Origin of the sequence: Streptomyces sedi, from assembly GCF_006335015.1 — a bacterium.
GTDB lineage: Bacteria > Actinomycetota > Actinomycetes > Streptomycetales > Streptomycetaceae > Streptomyces > Streptomyces sedi.
The window spans coordinates 45,034-61,729 of the sequence record NZ_VDGT01000004.1; the positions used below are offsets into that span (position 1 = coordinate 45,034).

Below are 16,696 nucleotides of genomic sequence, written 5' to 3' on the forward strand. Positions count from 1 at the left end.
AACCGAACCGAACCGGCGCCGTCGTGGCCGGAAGGGAAGGGAAGGGGACGGAACGGAAGGGAACGCGTGCTGGGCCGGGTTCAGCGAGTGCCGCGCACGGCGCGGCGGTTGGCCTCGGCGACGCGGGCGCGCAGTGACTCGCTGGCGCTGATGGGGCGCAGGTCCTCCGGGTTCGCCGTCCACTCGCGACCGCCGCCCGGGGGCCGCAGATACACGCGGCCGGAGAGGTGTGCCATGATCCGGCCGACCTGGTCGCTGGTGACGTCGCGTGCCATGGTGCCGATCTCCAGGCCGGGAGCTCCCGGGCCTCGACGGTCGGGGCTGTGGGGGTCGCTGCTCATGCGCCGGGCTCCGGAAGCGTGGACGGTATGCCGCCTGATGTCGGCTTGGTCACTCCCTACCATGCCCGAACCGGCCGGGGGCAAAAGGCCCGGGTCCCGCTCTCAGAGCAAAAATTGAGGTTGCCGGCGCCCCTCTTCGCGCCTCGGCGCCGGTTGGTGGCCGGCGCGCCACGGTGCGCGTCGGGCGCTACTCAGGGTGCGCGTCGGGCGACTTGGGGTCAACGGTCGCCGGTGGTGCGCTTCGGCGGCGACGCGGCCTGTTCGGCGACCCGTTCCAGGGCGAGGTCGACGGCGCGCCTCTCGGCCGCGTCGAGCGTCGGGTTGGCGCGCCTGAGGTCGCCGGCCCAGGTGAGTTCGGCCTCGGTGAACGGCGGTTGGTCCCCGCCGTCACCCGCCGGACGCAGCGCGTCGAGCAGCGCGGTCAGCATCGGCCCCGCCACCGGGTACGGTCCCGACGCCGTCTCGGCGAGGATCAGCGCCGACACGGCGCGGTCCCGGCCCGGTGGGCGGCCCTCGCGCGCGTTGCACCAGTCGATGACGACCGGGCCGCGCGCCGTGCGAAGCACGTTCTCCGGGTGGAGGTCGAGATGGACCAGGCCGCCGGGCAGCGCGTGGAGTTGGTCCAGTAGCCGGGCCAGGGTCGCGCCGGTCCGCGCGGGGCTCTCCGAGCCGTCGAGGACGGCCCTCAGAAGCGTCGGCCCGTGCAGCCGTTCCATCACCAGATCGCCGGGGAGCCCGGCCTCGCCCGGTTCGGGGTGCGGGTGGACGCGCGGCACCGGGTAGCCGAGCCGGCCGAGGCGGAGCAGCAGCCGCGCCTCGGGCCCGGCGTCGCGCCCGTTCCGGTAGCGGCGCAGCACCCGGCCGCCGGGGAGCGCGTACACATCAGCCGTGCGCCCCGAGGCCAGGAGGGGCCCGGCGGGGGCGCCGTTCTCCGTTCCCATGGTGCGAGGGTACGAGTCCTGCCGGCGGTCGGCACCGGCTACTTCGCCGAATCCTTGGCCGCCTGCTTCGCCCGTTGCTTGGACTCCCGCACGCGCGCCAGGGACTCGGGTCCCGTGATGTCGGCGACCGAACGGTAGGAGCCCTCCTCGCCGTAGGGGCCGGCGGCCTCGCGCCAGCCCTCGGGGGTGATGCCGAAGCGCTTGCCCAGCAGGGCCAGGAAGATCTGCGCCTTCTGCCTGCCGAAGCCGGGCAGGGCGTGCAGCCTCCTGAGGAGCTCGGCGCCGCTGTCGGCGCCCCGGGTGAGCGCGGCGGCGTCGCCGTCGTAGTGCGCGACCAGATGGCGGCACAGCTCCTGGACGCGCTTGGCCATGGAGGTGGGGTAGCGGTGGACGGCGGGCTTGGTCGAGAACAGCGCGGCGAACTCCTCCGGGTCCATCGCGGCGATCCGCCGGGCGTCGAGGTCGTCCTCGCCGAGCCGGGTGGCGAGCGTGTAGGGGCCGGTGAACGCCCACTCCATGGGCACCTGTTGGTCCAGCAGCATCCCGACCAGTGCGGCGAGCGGGCTCCGGCCGAGCAGCGCGTCGGCCTCCGGGTGCTGGGCGAGATGTACGTCAACGGTCATAACGCCCATCATGGAGCACCGTCGCGCACGCCGGCGTGACTCCCCCGGCGCCCTCCGGCGTGCGCCGTTCCGCTCGCGCTCGTGGGAGGAACGGCGCACGCCGGGGGAGTCCGGTCAGCGCGGCAGCGCCGGGGCCAACGCGCGCAGCACGGCGAGCGGCAGCTCGCGGCCGATCTGGTCCGTCACCACCTGGAGCGCCACATGGTCGGCGCCGGCCGCGAGGAAGGCGTCGATCCGACGCCGTACCGCGTCCACGTCCCCCAGCGCGAAGACCTCCGACAGCAGCCGGGCGCTGCCGCCGCCGTCGAAGTCCTCGGGGGAGAAGCCGAGGCGCTCCAGGTTCCGTGTGTAGTTCGGGAGTCGCAGGTAGCGCGAAAGATAGGCGCGCGCCGTCTCGCGCGCCCGCGCGAGGTCGGTGTCGAGCACCACCTTGAGCTCCGGCGCCAGCAGCGCGTCCGGCCCCAGCGTCGCGCGCGCCCCGGCCGTGTGCTCCTCCGTGACCAGATAGGGGTGCGCGCCGGCCGCCCGGTCGCGCGACAGCTCCAGCATCCGGGGGCCGAGCGCCGCCAGCACCCTGCGGTCGGCCGGGACCGGCCGGTCCGCCGCGTCGAGGGCGTCCAGGTAGGAGACCATCGCCGCGTAGGGCCGCCGGTAGCGTTCGCCGGCCACCGCCGCGTGACTGACGCCGAGGCCGAGCACGAAACGGTCGCCGTGCGCGTCCAGGAGCGCGGCCGTCTCGGCCGCCACGGTCGCCGGCTCCTCGTCCCAGATGCTGGCGATCCCGGTCGCCAGCCGCAGGGTGGAGGTGGCGGCGAGCAGCGGCCCCGCCTGCCGGACCAGGGGACTGCCGCCGAGCCAGACCGTGCCGTAGCCCAACTCCTCCCACTCCCGCACCCCTTCGACGAACTCCGGGGTCGGTGCCCCGTCGTCCCCGGTGAGCGTGACCTGCCAGACCCCGACCGGGCCCAGCTCCGTTGCCAGGTTGTGTGCCATGTGGCGGGAACGTCCCGGCGGGGCGCGCTGTTCCGGCCGGCGCTGGGCCGTTCGGCTGGTTCCGGAACCCGCCCCCGGAACCGGGGTTCCGAGGGCGGGCGGGGAGGGAGGGCCGGGGGAGCGGTCAGTCGGTGGTGACGCTGACGTAGTCGACGACCATCTGCTGCGGGAACGAGGTCGAGTCGTCCGGCGGGCCCGGCCAGTTGCCGCCGACCGCGACGTTCAGGATCATGAAGAACGGCTTGTTGAAGACCCAGGCGTCGCCGCCGAGGTCGGCCGGGGTCAGCTCCTGGAAGACCTGGCCGTCCACCGACCACACCAGGGAGTCCGGCGCCCAGTCGATGGCGAAGGTGTGGAAGTCGTCGGCGAAGGTCTCGCCGTCCGGCAGGGAGTAGCTGTTGCCGATGCCCTCGCCGCCCGAGTACCCCGGGCCGTGCACGGTGCCGTGGACGGTGCCCGGCTCGTGGCCGACCAGCTCCATGATGTCGATCTCGCCGCTGTCCGGCCACGGAACGCCGGGGAAGTCGGAGCCCAGCATCCAGAACGCCGGCCAGATGCCCTGCCCCTGCGGCAGCTTGATGCGCGCCTCGACCCGGCCGTACTCGGCGGCGAAGGTGCTGGCGGTGTTGATCCGCGCCGAGGTGTACTCGCAGGTGCCGTAGTAGCACTGGTGGTTCGCGGCGCCCTCCTCGGTCGCCGTGATGACGAGGTTGCCCTCGCCGTCGAGCTGGGCGTTGTCGGTGCCCTCCGTGTAGTACTGCAACTCGGCGTTGCTCGCGTTGTCGCCCGGGTCCATCTGCCACTTGGAGCTGTCGACGGGCGAGCCGGCCGCGCCGTCGAAGTCGTCGACGAAGACGACCTCCGTGGGCCGCACGTCACCCGGCTCGGGCTCCGCCTGGGCGTTGGCGGTCAGCAGGGAGGTCAGGCCGAGGGCGAGGACCGCGCCGCCGGCGAGCCAGCGGCGGGTGGGGGAACGCCTGGCACCGCTCATGGACATCACATCCAGGTGTCGTGTTCGTGGGGGGACTTCATTGGACCCGCGCGCCAGGTGCCCCGCAAGAGCGCGGGACAGGTTCCGGAACCGGCCGAAAACCGCTCCTCCGAAAGAGGGGTGAACGCCGTGAAGGCCATCGAACGCGTCGGTAACGGTCAGCGGGCGCGCCGGCCGGCCGATGCCGCCGGCCGGCCACGAAAGGCCGGTGACCGGCTGTGCCGAGGCGGGCGGCGTTCGCTAGGGTCGGCAGGCATGGCGCACAATCCCCAAGCACCGCAAGGCCCTCAGGGGCCGCAGGACGTCGACCCGGCCGGTAGCACGCAGATGTTCCAGGCCTTCGTCAACGACGGTCCCACGGCCGGCCCCTCGTCCACCGGAGCGGGCCCGGCCGCCCCGTACTCCCCGAACTCCCCGCACGCCCCGGTCTCTTCGGGGCCGTCGCTCGGCCTGATCGTGGGCGGCGTGGTGGGCGTCATCGCGCTCGCCGTGGTCGCCTGGCTGCTGTTGGGCTGAGGCCGCCCCGGGCGCGAAGGCGTCGACGACGCGAAGGCGTCGACGGCCGGGCGCCGTTCGGTGCCCTCGTCGTGCGGGCCCCTCGCCGTTCGGTGTCCCGTCGTGCGGTGTCCTTCGGTGGCGGCGGGAGGCTGGTTCGACGTCACGCCTGTCGCGGCGGCGGGAGTGGGGCGCACACGTCGCTCGACGGCGTGCGCGGCGGCGGCTGCGGGCGCGCATCGGCGCCCGGTCGCGGGCGCGCGCCGGCGCGAAAGCCGCGGGGCGCGAAGGCTGTTGGCGCGCGGGCTGTCGGCGCGCGGGCTCAGGAGACGCGCTCGGTGAGCGGCGTGGCCCCCGTCGGCCGAAGTCGTGTGGCCGCCGTGTCATCGCCGTTTCGACGCCGGGGCTCCTGGGCCTCTCCTGGCCCGGGTGTCCTTGCGTCCATGGAGCTGTCTCGGTCGTCCTGCGGGCGGAACCATGCGCGGGTCGGTCCGCCTAGGTCGCGCGCGGTCGCACTCGATGGCGCGGTCGCGCTCGTTCGTTCGGTCGCGCTCGTTCGTTCGGTCGTGTCCGGTCGTCCGGTCGTGCTCGTTCGCGCGTTGATCGGCCGCGTCCTCCGGGGTCGTTGACAACCGCGCGGGCCGTCCGGGGCGTGCGGAGCCGGTGAGCGGCCCGCCCGGAGGCCACCGCTCTTCCTTCGGACCGGCGGCCACCCCGCCGGTCCCGCCCCTCACTCCTCGGCCGTCAGCCCCTCACGCAGCTGCTGGAGCGTGCGCGTGAGCAGCCGGGAGACGTGCATCTGGGAGATGCCGACCTCCTCGCCGATCTGCGACTGCGTCATGTTCCCGAAGAAGCGGAGCATGATGATCCGCCGCTCCCTGGCCGGCAGCCTCGCCAGCAGGGGCTTGAGCGACTCGCGGTACTCGACGCCCTCCAGCGCGGTGTCCTCGTACCCGAGCCGGTCGGCCAACGAGCCCTCGCCGCCGTCCTCCTCGGGCGAGGGGGAGTCCAACGAGCTGGCGGTGTAGGCGTTCCCCACGGCCAGGCCGTCGACCACCTCCTCCTCGGTGACGCCGAGGGCCGAGGCCAACTCGGCCACGGTGGGCGAACGGTCGAGCCGCTGCGACAGCTCGTCGCTGGCCTTGGTGAGCGCCAGCCGCAGCTCCTGGAGCCGCCGGGGGACCCGGACCGACCAGGAGGTGTCACGGAAGAAACGCTTGATCTCGCCGACCACCGTCGGCATCGCGAACGTCGGGAACTCGACGCCGCGTTCACAGTCGAAACGGTCGATCGCCTTGATCAGGCCGATCGTGCCGACCTGGACGATGTCCTCCATCGGCTCGTTCCGGCTGCGGAACCTGGCCGCCGCGTAGCGCACCAGCGGGAGGTTCAGCTCGATCAGCGTGTCCCGCACGTAGCCGCGCTCGGGGCTGTCGGCGTCCAGCGTCGCCAGGCGCTGGAAGAGGGAGCGCGAGAGCGTGCGGGTGTCGAGGTTGTCGGTCTCGGCGGGAGCCGCGTGCGGCACCGAGGCTTCGGGCGGCGCGGGTTCGTGCGGCGTGCCGGCTGTGGTGAGCACCTTGGAGCTGCCCAGTTCTACGGACATGCCACCCCCTTGAGGTCGGCGGGACGGGTCGCGGCGGACACCTCAGGCATGACTCCACGAGAGGCACCCTCTCGTGGATACCGGAGCTGCCGCCTTGCCAAACGCGGTTCCAACAGAATGTCACATGTCATCAACGCGATGTAGCTTCATGTCGATAAAACGGCACAGCGGGGGCCTGAGTTCCCGGAGTTGGTCCTTCGTCCGGCTTAGTTCTCGATCGGATTTGCGGAGCGCAGCTTGGTGACGGAGCGCGCGAGCAACCGGGAGATGTGCATCTGGGAAACACCGAGTTCGTCGCTGATCTGGCTCTGCGTCAAGTCGCGGTAGTAGCGCAACACCAGGATGCGCTGCTCGCGTTCGGGGAGTTGCACGAGCAGATGGCGTACCAGCGCCCGGTGTTCGACGCCGGCCAGTCCCGGGTCCTCGTAGCCGAGCCGGTCGATCGGGCTCGGCGCGCCCTCCTCGCGGTCCCTGGCCGCCTCCAGCGACGAGACCCGGTAGGCGCGTCCGGCCTCCATGCTGGCCAGCACGTCCTCCTCCGGCAGCCGCAGCCGTTCCGCCAACTCGCCGGTGGTCGGCGAACGGCCCAGCGCCGCCGTCAGCTCCTCGCCGGCCGAGCAGACCCGCGCCCACAGTTCGTGCAGCCGGCGCGGCACATGGACGCCGCGCACGCTGTCCCGGAAGTAGCGGCGGATCTCGCCGACGATGGTCGGCAGGGCGAACGTGGCGAACTGGACCCCGCGCGTGGGGTCGAAGCGGTCGATGGCGTGGATCAGGCCGATCGTGCCGACCTGGACGATGTCCTCCATCGGCTCGTTCCTGCTGTGGAAGCGCAGCGCGGCGTAGCGGACCAGCGGGAGGTTCGTCTCGATCAGCGCCCCCCGGACGCGGCTGTGCTCGGCGGTGCCGGCCTGGAGCCGGGCGAGCCGTTCACAGAGCGACTGCGTGAGCACGCGGGAACTGGCGCCTTCGGACTGCGTCACCGCCACCTGCCGACCACCCCTTCACGGTGCACTCGCCGCAAAAGCAGTCATAGCATCACAAGACATGCGCACCGTGCGCAAGCACCCGTTCACGACGTGTTGGTCATGTGAAACGGAACGATTGCCCTCGGTCAATTCCGGTGCCGCGCGGGCGAGTCAGGAAGCGGTCGAGAAGCGGCGGGAAGGGGGCGTCAGTCGCCCCCCGCCGCTCTGGAACGGTTCAGAGCGGTTCGGCGCGCGTTCAACGGTTCAACGGAGCCAGCAGGCCGTCCGCGGCGTCGGCCAGCGCGGTGAAGACCAGCTGGACGAACTCGCCGGAGCGCGCGGGCTCGCTCAGCACGGAGTAGAGCACGCCGACGGCCAGCAGATAGAGGCCGATCCGCCTCGCCAGTGCCAGGGACATGTCCACCTCCGAGGCTCGCAGTGTAGCCACCCGCACGGCCCAAGGCCGACGGCCCCGTGCCGCCTCGGGGGAGGGGCGGCACGGGGCCGTCGTGTCGTCACCGGTCACTCGGCGAGCGGGCGGCGGGCGTTCCCGCGCGGACAAGCGCGGGAACGCCCGTGCCCTGGACGCTCGGCGAGCGGCCGGCACGCGGTCGGCGGGTGGCTGCGGAGCGGCCGTCGCCCGCTCAGGCGACGTCGAACCGGTCGAGGTCCATCACCTTGCGCCAGGCGGCGACGAAGTCGTGCACGAACTTCTCCCCGGCGTCGTCGCTCGCGTAGACCTCGGCGAGCGCCCGCAGCTCCGAGTGGGAGCCGAAGACCAGGTCGGCCCGGCTGCCGGTCCAGCGGACCTCGCCGGACTCGTCCCGCGCCTCGAACGTGTTGCCGTCCTCGTCCGCGCGGTGCCACTCGGTACCCAGGTCGAGCAGGTTGACGAAGAAGTCGTTCGTCAGCGTCCCCGGCCGGTCGGTGAGCACGCCGAGCGACGAGCCGCCCTGGTTGGCGCCCAGGACGCGCAGGCCGCCGACGAGGACCGTCAGCTCGGGCGCGCTCAGCGTCAGCAGGTTGGCGCGGTCGATCAGCAGGTACTCGGCCGGCAGGCGGGTGCCCTTGCCGACGTAGTTCCGGAAGCCGTCCGCCTGCGGCTCAAGCGCCGCGAACGAGTCAGCGTCGGTCTGCTCGGCCGACGCGTCGACCCGGCCCGGGGTGAAGGGGACCTCGACCTCGACGCCCGCGTCCCGCGCGGCCTTCTCGACGCCCACGCCACCGGCGAGCACGATCAGGTCGGCCAGCGAGACGCCCTTGCCGCCAGCCTGCTCGCCGTTGAACGACTCCTGGACCTCCTCCAGCGTGCGCAGCACGCCGGCCAGCCGCTCCGGGTCGTTGACCTCCCAGTCGCGCTGCGGGGCGAGGCGCAGACGGGCGCCGTTGGCGCCGCCGCGCTTGTCGCTGCCGCGGAAGGAGGAGGCCGAGGCCCAGGCGGTCGAGACCAGGTCGGAGACCGAGAGGCCCGAGGCCAGCACGCGCTCCTTGAGCGCGGCGGTGTCCTCGGCGGACAGCGGCGCGAAGGTCGCCTCCGGCAGCGGGTCCTGCCAGATCAGGGTCTCGCTCGGCACCTCGCCGCCGACATACCGCGCGACCGGGCCCATGTCGCGGTGGGTCAGCTTGAACCAGGCGCGGGCGAACGCGTCGGCGAACTCCTGCGGGTTCTCGTGGAAGCGCCGCGAGATCGGCTCGTAGACCGGGTCGAACCGGAGCGAGAGGTCGGTGGTCAGCATCGTCGGCTGGTGCCGCTTCGACGGGTCGTGCGCGTCGGGAACGGCGTTGGCGCCCGCGCCGTCCTTCGGCCGCCACTGGTTGGCGCCGGCCGGGCTCTTGAACAGCTCCCACTCGAAGCCGAAGAGCACGTCGAAGAAGGTGTTGTCCCACTTCGTCGGGGTCGGCGTCCAGGTGACCTCCAGGCCACTGGTGATGGCGTCGCCGCCCTTGCCGGTGCCGTAGGCGTTCTTCCAGCCCAGGCCCTGCGCCTCAAGCGGCGCGCCCTCCGGGTCGGCCCCGACGTTGTCGGCCGGGCCGGCGCCGTGGGTCTTGCCGAAGGTGTGACCGCCGGCGATCAGCGCCACGGTCTCCTCGTCGTTCATGGCCATCCGGCCGAACGTCTCGCGGATGTCGCGCGCGGCGGCGACCGGGTCCGGGTTGCCGTTGGGGCCCTCGGGGTTGACGTAGATCAGACCCATCTGGACCGCGCCGAGCGGGTTCTCCAGCTCGCGGTCGCCCGTGTAGCGCTCGTCGCCGAGCCAGGTGGTCTCCGGGCCCCAGTAGACGTCCTCCTCGGCCTCCCACACGTCCTCGCGACCGCCGGCGAAGCCGAAGGTGTCGAAGCCCATGGTCTCCAGCGCGACGTTGCCCGAGAGGATCAGCAGGTCGGCCCAGGAGAGGCTCTGGCCGTACTTCTTCTTCACCGGCCACAGCAGGCGCCTGGCCTTGTCCAGGTTGCCGTTGTCCGGCCAGCTGTTGAGCGGGGCGAAACGCTGCTGCCCGGCGCCCGCGCCGCCGCGGCCGTCGCTGATCCGGTAGGTGCCGGCGCTGTGCCAGGCCATCCGGATGATCAGCGGGCCGTAGTGGCCGAAGTCCGCCGGCCACCAGTCCTGCGAGGTGGTCAGCACCTCGGCGATGTCCCGCTTGACCGCGGGCAGGTCCAGGGCGGCGAACGCCTCGGCGTAGTCGAAGTCCTCGTCGAGCGGGTTCGAGACGGCCGGGTTCTTGGCCAGGATCTTCAGGTTCAGCCGGTTCGGCCACCACTGGCGGTTGCCGCCGCCCTGCGTCGGGTGCGGGGCGCGCCCGTGCGCGACGGGGCAGCCTCCGGTGCCCTCCGAGGTGGCGTCTGTGACGGCGTCTTGGTTCTCAGACATGGGGAATCCTTCCGGCCCGGGGCGGATCACGTGGTTCGGCGACCAACGGTGGTGGCGTCGTCGACCCGGTTGCCGCCGCTGGGGCTCCTCCGCGGGGCCGATCGGGGTCTACCTGTCCCTTGGCTACCATCGGAACCGATCCTACGATGGACAGAGTACAAGTCAAGAAGCGCACCAAGGCCGTATCTCTTCCCAACTCGGACTTCCCCTGGTTAACTGTGCGTATCCCGTCAGACGTGAATAGGTGAACCCCATGAGCGACCTGCTGGAGCGACTACGCGGACGTGGCTGGCGGCTGACCTCGCAGCGACGCGTCGTCGCCGAGGTCCTCGACGGCGACCACGTGCACCTCACCGCCGACGAGGTGCACGCCCTCGCCACCCGCCGCCTGCCGGAGATCTCCCGCGCCACCGTCTACAACACCCTGGGCGAGCTGGTCACCCTCGGTGAGGTGACCGAGGTCGCCACGGACGGCCGCGCCAAGCGCTACGACCCGAACGGGCACCGCCCCCACCACCATCTGGTCTGCTCGGTCTGCGGCACGATCCGGGACGTGCGCCCCGGCGGCGACCCGCTGGCCGACCTGCCGGCGGACGAACGCTTCGGCTTCACGGTCGCCGAGGTCGAGGTCACCTACCGGGGCGTCTGCCCCGGCTGCGCCGACTGACCCCGGGCGATCACCGGGGGCGGTTCTCGGCCGCGCACTCGAAGAGGTGGTGGCCGGAGGAGAGGCGCTCCGCGCGCAGCACGGTCAGGCCGGCGTGGGCGAGCAGCGCGACCAGGTCCTCCGCGGTGAACGGCCGGGAGCCGTCGTGGCAGACCACCATCTGCGCCAACGCGTGCGCCGCCCCCTCCTCGCCCTCGAACAGCGGCTCCAGCACCAGCAGCCGCGCCCCCTCGGTGCGGTCCAGCGCCGCGCGCACGTTCTCCAGCAGTCGCAGCCGAAGCTCCGGCGACCAGTCGTGGAGCACGTTCTTCAACAGGAACCGGTCGCCGTCCGCCGTGACCTCGGCGAAGACGTCCGCCGGCCTGAACGCCAGCCGCCCGCCGGCCAAGTGCGGCCGGGCGGCGGCCCGTTCGCAGACCGTGGGCCGGTCCAGGCAGACGCCCTCCAGCCACGGCGCGTGGGTCAGCAGCGCGTCGAGCAGGGTGCCGTCGCCGCCGCCGACGTCCACCACCCGGCGCACCTCGCCGAAGTCGTAGGTGCCGGCCAGCGCGTGCGCGGTCGGGCGGCACAACTCGGCCATCGCCGCGTCGAAGACGGCCGCGGTCTCCGGACGCTCCGTCAGATAGGGGTACAGGTCGGTGCCGTGGACGCGCGCGAAGCCGGACTCGCCGCTGGTCAGCGTCCGGCCGAGGCCGTTGAACGCGTCGGTGTACGGGCCGGCCATCAGCACGCACATGTTCCGCAGCGACCGCGGATGGTCGGCGCGCAGCGGGGCGAACGCGCCGGCCAGCCGGTAGCCGCCCGCCGCGTCGGGCTCGAACGCGCCGGCCAGGGCCAGGGTGCGCAGCAGCGTGTCGAGCACGTCCCGCCGGGTGCCGGTCGCCGCCGCCAGGTCGGCCACCGGAACGAAGTCGTCGCCCGCCAGGTCGGGCAGGCCCAGGCGCACCGCCTCGGCCAGAGCCTTGACGAACTGGCCGCCGTAGAAGAGCCGGAGAAGGGAGCGGGCCTCGGTCTCGACGTTCTCGGACATGTGTGCACCTCACACGAACGGGGGACGGCGCCGTCCCCTCAGTGCTGCTCCGCGGACGGCCCGTCATGCGAAAGGGGCGACCAGAACGCGTGAGCGGGGGAGGCGCTGGTCGCACGCGGGGGCTCGTCGGGGCGGGCGGCGGCGCGAACGCCGAAGGCCCGGCCCCCCTCGCGGGGAGCCGGGCCTTCGGTCGTCGTGCTCGGAGCGGTAGCGGAGGGATTTGAACCCTCGGTGGAGTTGCCCCCACACTCGCTTTCGAGGCGAGCTCCTTAGGCCGCTCGGACACGCTACCGAGAGAGAGCCTAACCCACCGTGGGCCGTGGTTCGAAACCGGTGGGGGGCGGCTGCCGGCGGGGGGCGCGGAAGAAGTCGGTGAGGAGTCCGGCGCACTCGTCCGCGAGCACGCCGGAGACCACCTCGGGGCGGTGGTTGAGGCGTCGGTCGCGCAGCACGTCCCAGAGGGAGCCGGCCGCGCCGGTCTTGGCGTCGTGCGCGCCGTAGACCACCCGGCCCACCCGGGCGAGCACGGCGGCGCCCGCGCACATCGTGCAGGGCTCCAGGGTGATCACCAGGGTGCAGTCGGTCAGCCGCCAGTCGCCCAGGCGCCGGGCGGCGGCGCGCAGCGCGAGCACCTCGGCGTGCGCGGTGGGGTCGGCGTCGGCCTCGCGTTCGTTGTGGTGTGCGGCGAGCGGCTCGGCCTCGGGCCCTCCGGGGCCCAACAGCACCGCGCCGACGGGCACGTCGCCGGCCTCGCCGGCGAGCGCGGCCTGGGTGAGCGCCCGACGCATGGCCGGGCGCCAGGGGTCTCGGAGCGGGTCGCTCACCTGTCGCCCGTCACCTGACGGCCTCCAGGACGTCGGCGCAGCCCAGCGCGTCCGCGATCTCGCCGAGCGCGTCGTCGGGGCTGAGGGTGAGCACGGTCGCGGTCTCGATGCCGAGGTCGCTCAGCAGGGCGGCGTCGCCGACCGGGCCGCGGGGCGCCGCGTCGCCGCTCTCCTCGTCGTCGTCCCCGTCCTCGGACGCCTCGTCGTCGGCCGAGCCGTCCTCCGTGCCGTCGAGGTCCACCATCCGCTCCAGGGCGTCGGGGGACGTCGGTGCCCGGCCGAGCAGTTCGTCGGTGAGCAGAATCTCGCCGTAGGCGCTGCGCATCGCGCGGGCGGCGTCGGAGACGAAGACGCGGGGGTCGTCCTCGCCGTCGACGCGGACCAGCCCGAACCAGGCGCCCTCCTGCTCGACGCAGATCAGCACCGTCTCGTCGTCGGGGACGGCCGCCCTGGCCAGCTCCGCCAACTCGTCGAGGCTCTCCACGTCGTCAAGCTCTGTATCACTCGCTTCCCAACCATGATCGGTCCGCGCGAGCAGTGCGGTGAAGTACACCGTGACTCTCCCCACTCGGTTCGGCAGTGCCCTTAAGCATCGTGGCAGATAAGGGGTGCGCTGTCGGGTAACTCGGCAGTTCGCCAACGGTATGTCCGCCTGTGGTCTTCCCGGTTCTCGTTCCGACGCTGCCGGTCCCCACTCTCCACGGATGCGGCGCACCATGTCCACCGGGAGGTCACAGACGGAGCGCCGGCCGCCGGCGGGGGGCGGCGCCGACGGCGGGCTCCGGGGCGTTCGCTACTGTCGGGGACATGCGGACCCATGTCGTTGACCACCCGCTGGTGGCGCACAAGCTGACCACGTTGCGCGACCAGCGCACCGACTCCCCCACGTTCCGGCGGCTGGCCGACGAGTTGGTCACCCTGCTGGCCTACGAGGCGACCCGTGACGTCCGCACCGAGCAGGTGGACATCCACACCCCGGTCGTCCCGACCACGGGCGTGCGGCTCTCGCACCCCAGGCCGCTGGTGGTGCCGATCATCAGGGCCGGGCTCGGGATGCTCGACGGCATGGTGCGGCTGCTGCCGACGGCGGAGGTCGGCTTCCTCGGGATGATCAGGGACGAGGAGACCCTCCAGGCGTCCACCTACGCCAACCGGATGCCCGAGGACCTGTCGGGCCGCCAGGTCTATGTGTTGGACCCGATGTTGGCGACCGGCGGCACGCTGGTGGTCGCCGTCGACGAGCTGATGCGCAGGGGCGCGGACGACGTGACGGTGATCTGCCTGCTGGCGGCGCCGGAGGGCGTGGAACGGATGGAGGCCGAACTGGCCGACGCGCCGGTCACGGTGGTGACGGCGGCGCTGGACGAGGGCCTCAACGAGCAGGGCTTCATCGTCCCCGGCCTCGGCGACGCGGGCGACCGGATGTACGGAACGGTCTAGCCGGCCGGCCGGGAGCGGGGGCGACTACCGGGCGTCGTGGTCGGGGACCGCCGTCGTCTCTCCCCCGCCACGGACGCACCGCCCCGTGCCTCCGGCGGAGAGCCGCGGTCGACGACGCGGACGGGCCAGGTCGCGAGACGGCCCAGGGGCCCGCGTGGTCGAACCGGCCCCGCCGCGGCGTCCCCGCTCAGCAGTCCTCGTCCCGCTCCGTGGCGGGTTCGTTGGCCGGGATGGCGAGTTCCGCGAGCTGGGTGGCGGCCTCCTCCGCCGTGGCCAGCGAGGTGAAGCCCTCGCCGAGCACCAGGTCGACGGCGGCGGGGCCGGTCGCGCCGGCCTCGCCCGCGGCCTCGGGGTCGCCGGTCTCCGCGCCGGTCAGCTGGGCCGTGACCAGCCCGACCGCGCCGGAGGCGTTGGCCGCCTCGGCGCCGAGCACCAGCCCCGGCGCCTCGACGCGGCCGTCGAGCGGCTCGGGGGCGTTCTCCACCTCGCCGATGGTGAAGCCGCGTTCCGCGAGGGCGTCGGCCGTCTCCTGCGCGAGCCCGGTGCGGGTGGTCGCGTTGTAGACGTTGACGGTGACGGCCGTCGGGTCGGGGGCCTCGGCCGGCTCGGGGGTGGCGGCCTCGGTGGTCGGTTCGCAGGTCTCGCCGCCTCCGGTGGCGGACCGCGCCTGGGTGGAACGGTCGCGTGCGCCCGCGGAGCCGTCCGAGGTGAACACGTCGACCAGCTGCACCGTTCCGAAGCCCAGCACACCCAGCGCGGCCACCGTGCCGAGCGCCGCGAGCACCCTGCGACGGTGGCGGGGGCGGCGCATTCGCGGGTAACGGTCGCCCGTGACACGGAACTTCTTGCCGCCCATGCCAGGGGGCGTCAACATGCTCATGACGGCAGCGTAGTCAGACTTATCGCCACGGCCCAATATGTGATCAGCTGAATTGCTGATGCGGGGCCCGAACGGGGCAACGCCCGGTGGCGGCGCGCCCCCGGCGCGTCAGTCGTCCAGCTCCAGCACCCTGGCGTGCAGCACCTGCCGCTGCTGGAGCGCCGCGCGCACCGCGCGGTGCAGGCCGTCCTCCAGGTAGAGGTCACCCTGCCACTTGACCACGTGGGCGAAGAGGTCGCCGTAGAACGTGGAGTCCTCGGCGAGCAGTGTCTCCAGGTCCAGCTGCTGTTTCGTGGTCACCAGCTGGTCCAGGCGAACCGGGCGCGGGGCCACGTCAGACCACTCCCGGGTGTGGTCCCGGCCGTGGGCCGGATAGGGCCGTCCGTTTCCGATGCGCTTGAAGATCACACGGAGAGCCTACCGGGCGCGGTGCTCCCGCCGCAGCCTCCCGGCGTGGTACGGGCGGAGACGAGGGGGCTGGCGTGGCGTCAGCGGCACGCGGGGCGGGCGGGCGCGGCGCGCGTCAGGGCAGGTGCCAGGCGTAGCGGCCGACGGCGCGGGCGAGCGCGCGGGTGTGGGCGGCGAGGGCCTCGGTCGAGATGTTCTCCACGGTGTCGCAGGCCCGGTGGTAGCAGGGGTCGTAGGGCTCGCCCGCGGTGCCGCCCCAGAGCGCGGCCTCCTCGGCGGTCTTCAGCCCGTCGCCGCCGGCGAAGGTCCCGCCCGCGGGGATGCCCGCCTCCAGGAACGGGGCGTAGTCGCTGCGGCCGTTGAACGGAACGGCACTGGTCCTGGAGGCGTCGCCGTCGCCGAGGAACGCGGCCAGGTCGTCGGCGACGGCGGCCGAACGCTCGTCGGCGCCCGCGCCGTCGTGGACGAAGAGCCCGTGGTTGGGGGAGCCGGCCATGTCGAGGTTGAGATAGAGGGCGGTGGCCTCGCGTTCGGCGGGGGTGAGCCGCGCGACGTGGTGCTCGGCGCCGCGCAGCCCCATCTCCTCGGCCGACCAGAGCGCGAAGCGCACCCGGTGCGGGTGCTCGCCCGCCGGCTCGTGCTCGGCCAGGGCCAGCGCGGTGGCCAGCACGGCGGCGGCGCCTGAGGCGTTGTCGTTGATGCCGGGGCCCTCGGCGACGGAGTCCAGGTGCGCGCCGACCACCACGGTGGTGGCCGGGTCGCCGCCCGGGGTGTCGGCGATGACGTTGAACGTCTCGCGGTCCTCGACCAGTTCGCGCAGTTCGAGCCTGACCGCCGCCGCCGGGTTCTCGGCGACGGCGGCGAGCAGGGCCAGGCCGTCCTCGCGGGTGAGGCCGCCGACGGGCAGGGCCGACGGGTCGGGGTCGCCGAGGGTGCCGGCCAGTTCGCCGGCCTCGGAGTTGTAGACCAGGGCGGCGACGGCGCCGGCCGAGGCGGCGTTGGCCTGCTTCTCGGCGTAGGTGCACTCGCCGCGCTCCAGCAGGGCGACGCGGCCGGTCAGCTCCAGGCCGGCGAAGTCCTCGGCGGCGCAGCCGGCGCCGCCGGTGCCGTGCGCGGTGACGGGGGTCAGGGCGGCGGTGAGCCCGCCGGGCGCGGTGGCGCCGGTGTAGGCCATGGCACGCACCGGGATGTGCCGCTCCGCCTCGTTCCCCTCGCCGGTCGGCAGCAGGGTCAGCCGTTCGGCGAGCGTCTCCCGGTAGGGGAAGGTGAAGCGCTCGTAGCCGACCCGCAGCCCGGCGCCGGTCAGGACGCGGGCGGCGTGCCGTGCGGAGATCTCGTGGCCCCGGCTCCCGGCGGCGCGGTGGCCGTCGGCGGCCTCGGCGGCGGCCTGGAAGGCGTCGAGATGGCGGAACGTGTCGGCTGCGGTGAGGCCGGCGGCCATCGACTCGCCGAGCGCTTCGCCGAGGGACTCGCCGAGCGACTCGCCCCGCTCGGCGGCGGGTGGTTCCCGGTGGTCCGAGGCCGTCCAGGGGGCGGCGAGCGCCAGGGCGAGCGCGGTGGCGACAAGAGCGATCATGTAAGAGGACGTTATGTGAGGTTTATAGGGAAAGGTGGGTGGACGC

At 73.2% G+C, this 16,696-nt stretch carries 18 protein-coding genes and 1 tRNA gene; 3 read left to right on the forward strand and 16 right to left on the reverse strand.

The features are described 5' to 3' along the window. Nucleotides 1-80: 80 nt before the first annotated feature. From FH715_RS06930 to FH715_RS06950, 5 genes are all read right to left on the reverse strand, one after another. The gene (locus FH715_RS06930; RefSeq protein ID WP_139641850.1) at nt 81-341 is read right to left on the reverse strand and encodes a hypothetical protein; all 261 of its coding nucleotides are present in this window, start codon (nt 339-341) and stop codon (nt 81-83) included. Nucleotides 342-559: 218 nt separating this feature from the next. Beyond that, entirely contained in the window at nt 560-1,282 is a 723-nt protein-coding gene (locus FH715_RS06935; protein ID WP_139641852.1) for a phosphotransferase, read from the reverse strand. 38 nt (nt 1,283-1,320) lie between these two features. Further along, nucleotides 1,321-1,905, reverse strand: a complete 585-nt coding sequence (locus FH715_RS06940) for an HhH-GPD-type base excision DNA repair protein (protein WP_139641854.1) — start codon at nt 1,903-1,905, stop codon at nt 1,321-1,323. 114 nt (nt 1,906-2,019) lie between these two features. Beyond that, the gene (locus FH715_RS06945) at nt 2,020-2,898 is read right to left on the reverse strand and encodes an LLM class F420-dependent oxidoreductase (protein WP_139641856.1); all 879 of its coding nucleotides are present in this window, start codon (nt 2,896-2,898) and stop codon (nt 2,020-2,022) included. A gap of 124 nt (nt 2,899-3,022) precedes the next feature. Further along, nucleotides 3,023-3,889 carry a glycoside hydrolase family 16 protein gene (locus FH715_RS06950; RefSeq protein ID WP_139641859.1) on the reverse strand — a complete coding sequence of 289 codons (867 nt, stop codon included), beginning with the start codon at nt 3,887-3,889 and terminating at the stop codon, nt 3,023-3,025. Nucleotides 3,890-4,144: 255 nt separating this feature from the next. On the opposite strand from FH715_RS06950, the gene FH715_RS06955 reads away from it, so the two are divergent. Beyond that, nucleotides 4,145-4,405: a hypothetical protein gene (locus FH715_RS06955; protein ID WP_139641861.1), complete on the forward strand. Its 261-nt coding sequence runs from the start codon at nt 4,145-4,147 to the stop codon at nt 4,403-4,405. Between the two features lie 709 nt (nt 4,406-5,114). Here the strand turns inward: FH715_RS06955 and FH715_RS06960 are convergent. The 4 genes from FH715_RS06960 to katG all read right to left on the reverse strand — a co-directional run bounded on the left by FH715_RS06960 (nt 5,115) and on the right by katG (nt 9,825). After that, complete coding sequence (locus FH715_RS06960; RefSeq protein ID WP_139641863.1) at nt 5,115-5,987, reverse strand: RNA polymerase sigma factor SigF; 873 nt, start codon at nt 5,985-5,987, stop codon at nt 5,115-5,117. A gap of 206 nt (nt 5,988-6,193) precedes the next feature. After that, nucleotides 6,194-6,976, reverse strand: a complete 783-nt coding sequence (locus FH715_RS06965) for an RNA polymerase sigma factor SigF (RefSeq protein WP_139641865.1) — start codon at nt 6,974-6,976, stop codon at nt 6,194-6,196. 235 nt (nt 6,977-7,211) lie between these two features. Continuing rightward, nucleotides 7,212-7,373, reverse strand: a complete 162-nt coding sequence (locus FH715_RS28100) for a hypothetical protein (protein WP_170184658.1) — start codon at nt 7,371-7,373, stop codon at nt 7,212-7,214. Between the two features lie 226 nt (nt 7,374-7,599). After that, the gene (gene katG / locus FH715_RS06970) at nt 7,600-9,825 is read right to left on the reverse strand and encodes a catalase/peroxidase HPI (RefSeq protein ID WP_139641868.1); all 2,226 of its coding nucleotides are present in this window, start codon (nt 9,823-9,825) and stop codon (nt 7,600-7,602) included. 253 nt (nt 9,826-10,078) lie between these two features. Here katG and FH715_RS06975 point away from each other — a divergent pair, with 253 nt between their 5' ends. Continuing rightward, complete coding sequence (locus FH715_RS06975; RefSeq protein ID WP_139641870.1) at nt 10,079-10,492, forward strand: Fur family transcriptional regulator; 414 nt, start codon at nt 10,079-10,081, stop codon at nt 10,490-10,492. A gap of 10 nt (nt 10,493-10,502) precedes the next feature. Here FH715_RS06975 and FH715_RS06980 read toward each other — a convergent pair whose 3' ends face one another. From FH715_RS06980 to FH715_RS06995, 4 genes are all read right to left on the reverse strand, one after another. Then, nucleotides 10,503-11,522, reverse strand: coding sequence for a methyltransferase (locus tag FH715_RS06980; RefSeq protein WP_139641872.1), 1,020 nt, complete (start codon nt 11,520-11,522; stop codon nt 10,503-10,505). A 205-nt stretch (nt 11,523-11,727) separates the two neighbouring features. After that, nucleotides 11,728-11,814: transfer RNA gene (locus FH715_RS06985), tRNA-Ser, on the reverse strand. A gap of 10 nt (nt 11,815-11,824) precedes the next feature. Then, the gene (gene tadA, locus FH715_RS06990; RefSeq protein WP_139642303.1) at nt 11,825-12,310 is read right to left on the reverse strand and encodes a tRNA adenosine(34) deaminase TadA; all 486 of its coding nucleotides are present in this window, start codon (nt 12,308-12,310) and stop codon (nt 11,825-11,827) included. Nucleotides 12,311-12,356: 46 nt separating this feature from the next. Continuing rightward, entirely contained in the window at nt 12,357-12,899 is a 543-nt protein-coding gene (locus FH715_RS06995; protein WP_139641874.1) for a tRNA adenosine deaminase-associated protein, read from the reverse strand. Nucleotides 12,900-13,153: 254 nt separating this feature from the next. On the opposite strand from FH715_RS06995, the gene upp reads away from it, so the two are divergent. Further along, on the forward strand, nt 13,154-13,786 hold the full coding sequence (gene upp / locus FH715_RS07000) for a uracil phosphoribosyltransferase (protein WP_139641877.1): 633 nt from the start codon (nt 13,154-13,156) through the stop codon (nt 13,784-13,786). 187 nt (nt 13,787-13,973) lie between these two features. Here upp and FH715_RS07005 read toward each other — a convergent pair whose 3' ends face one another. The 3 genes from FH715_RS07005 to FH715_RS07015 all read right to left on the reverse strand — a co-directional run bounded on the left by FH715_RS07005 (nt 13,974) and on the right by FH715_RS07015 (nt 16,650). Further along, nucleotides 13,974-14,666: a LytR C-terminal domain-containing protein gene (locus FH715_RS07005; protein WP_139641879.1), complete on the reverse strand. Its 693-nt coding sequence runs from the start codon at nt 14,664-14,666 to the stop codon at nt 13,974-13,976. 108 nt (nt 14,667-14,774) lie between these two features. After that, the gene (locus FH715_RS07010) at nt 14,775-15,074 is read right to left on the reverse strand and encodes a type II toxin-antitoxin system VapB family antitoxin (RefSeq protein ID WP_097234055.1); all 300 of its coding nucleotides are present in this window, start codon (nt 15,072-15,074) and stop codon (nt 14,775-14,777) included. Between the two features lie 115 nt (nt 15,075-15,189). Further along, nucleotides 15,190-16,650, reverse strand: a complete 1,461-nt coding sequence (locus FH715_RS07015; protein ID WP_246108609.1) for a M28 family peptidase — start codon at nt 16,648-16,650, stop codon at nt 15,190-15,192. Nucleotides 16,651-16,696: the final 46 nt, after the last annotated feature.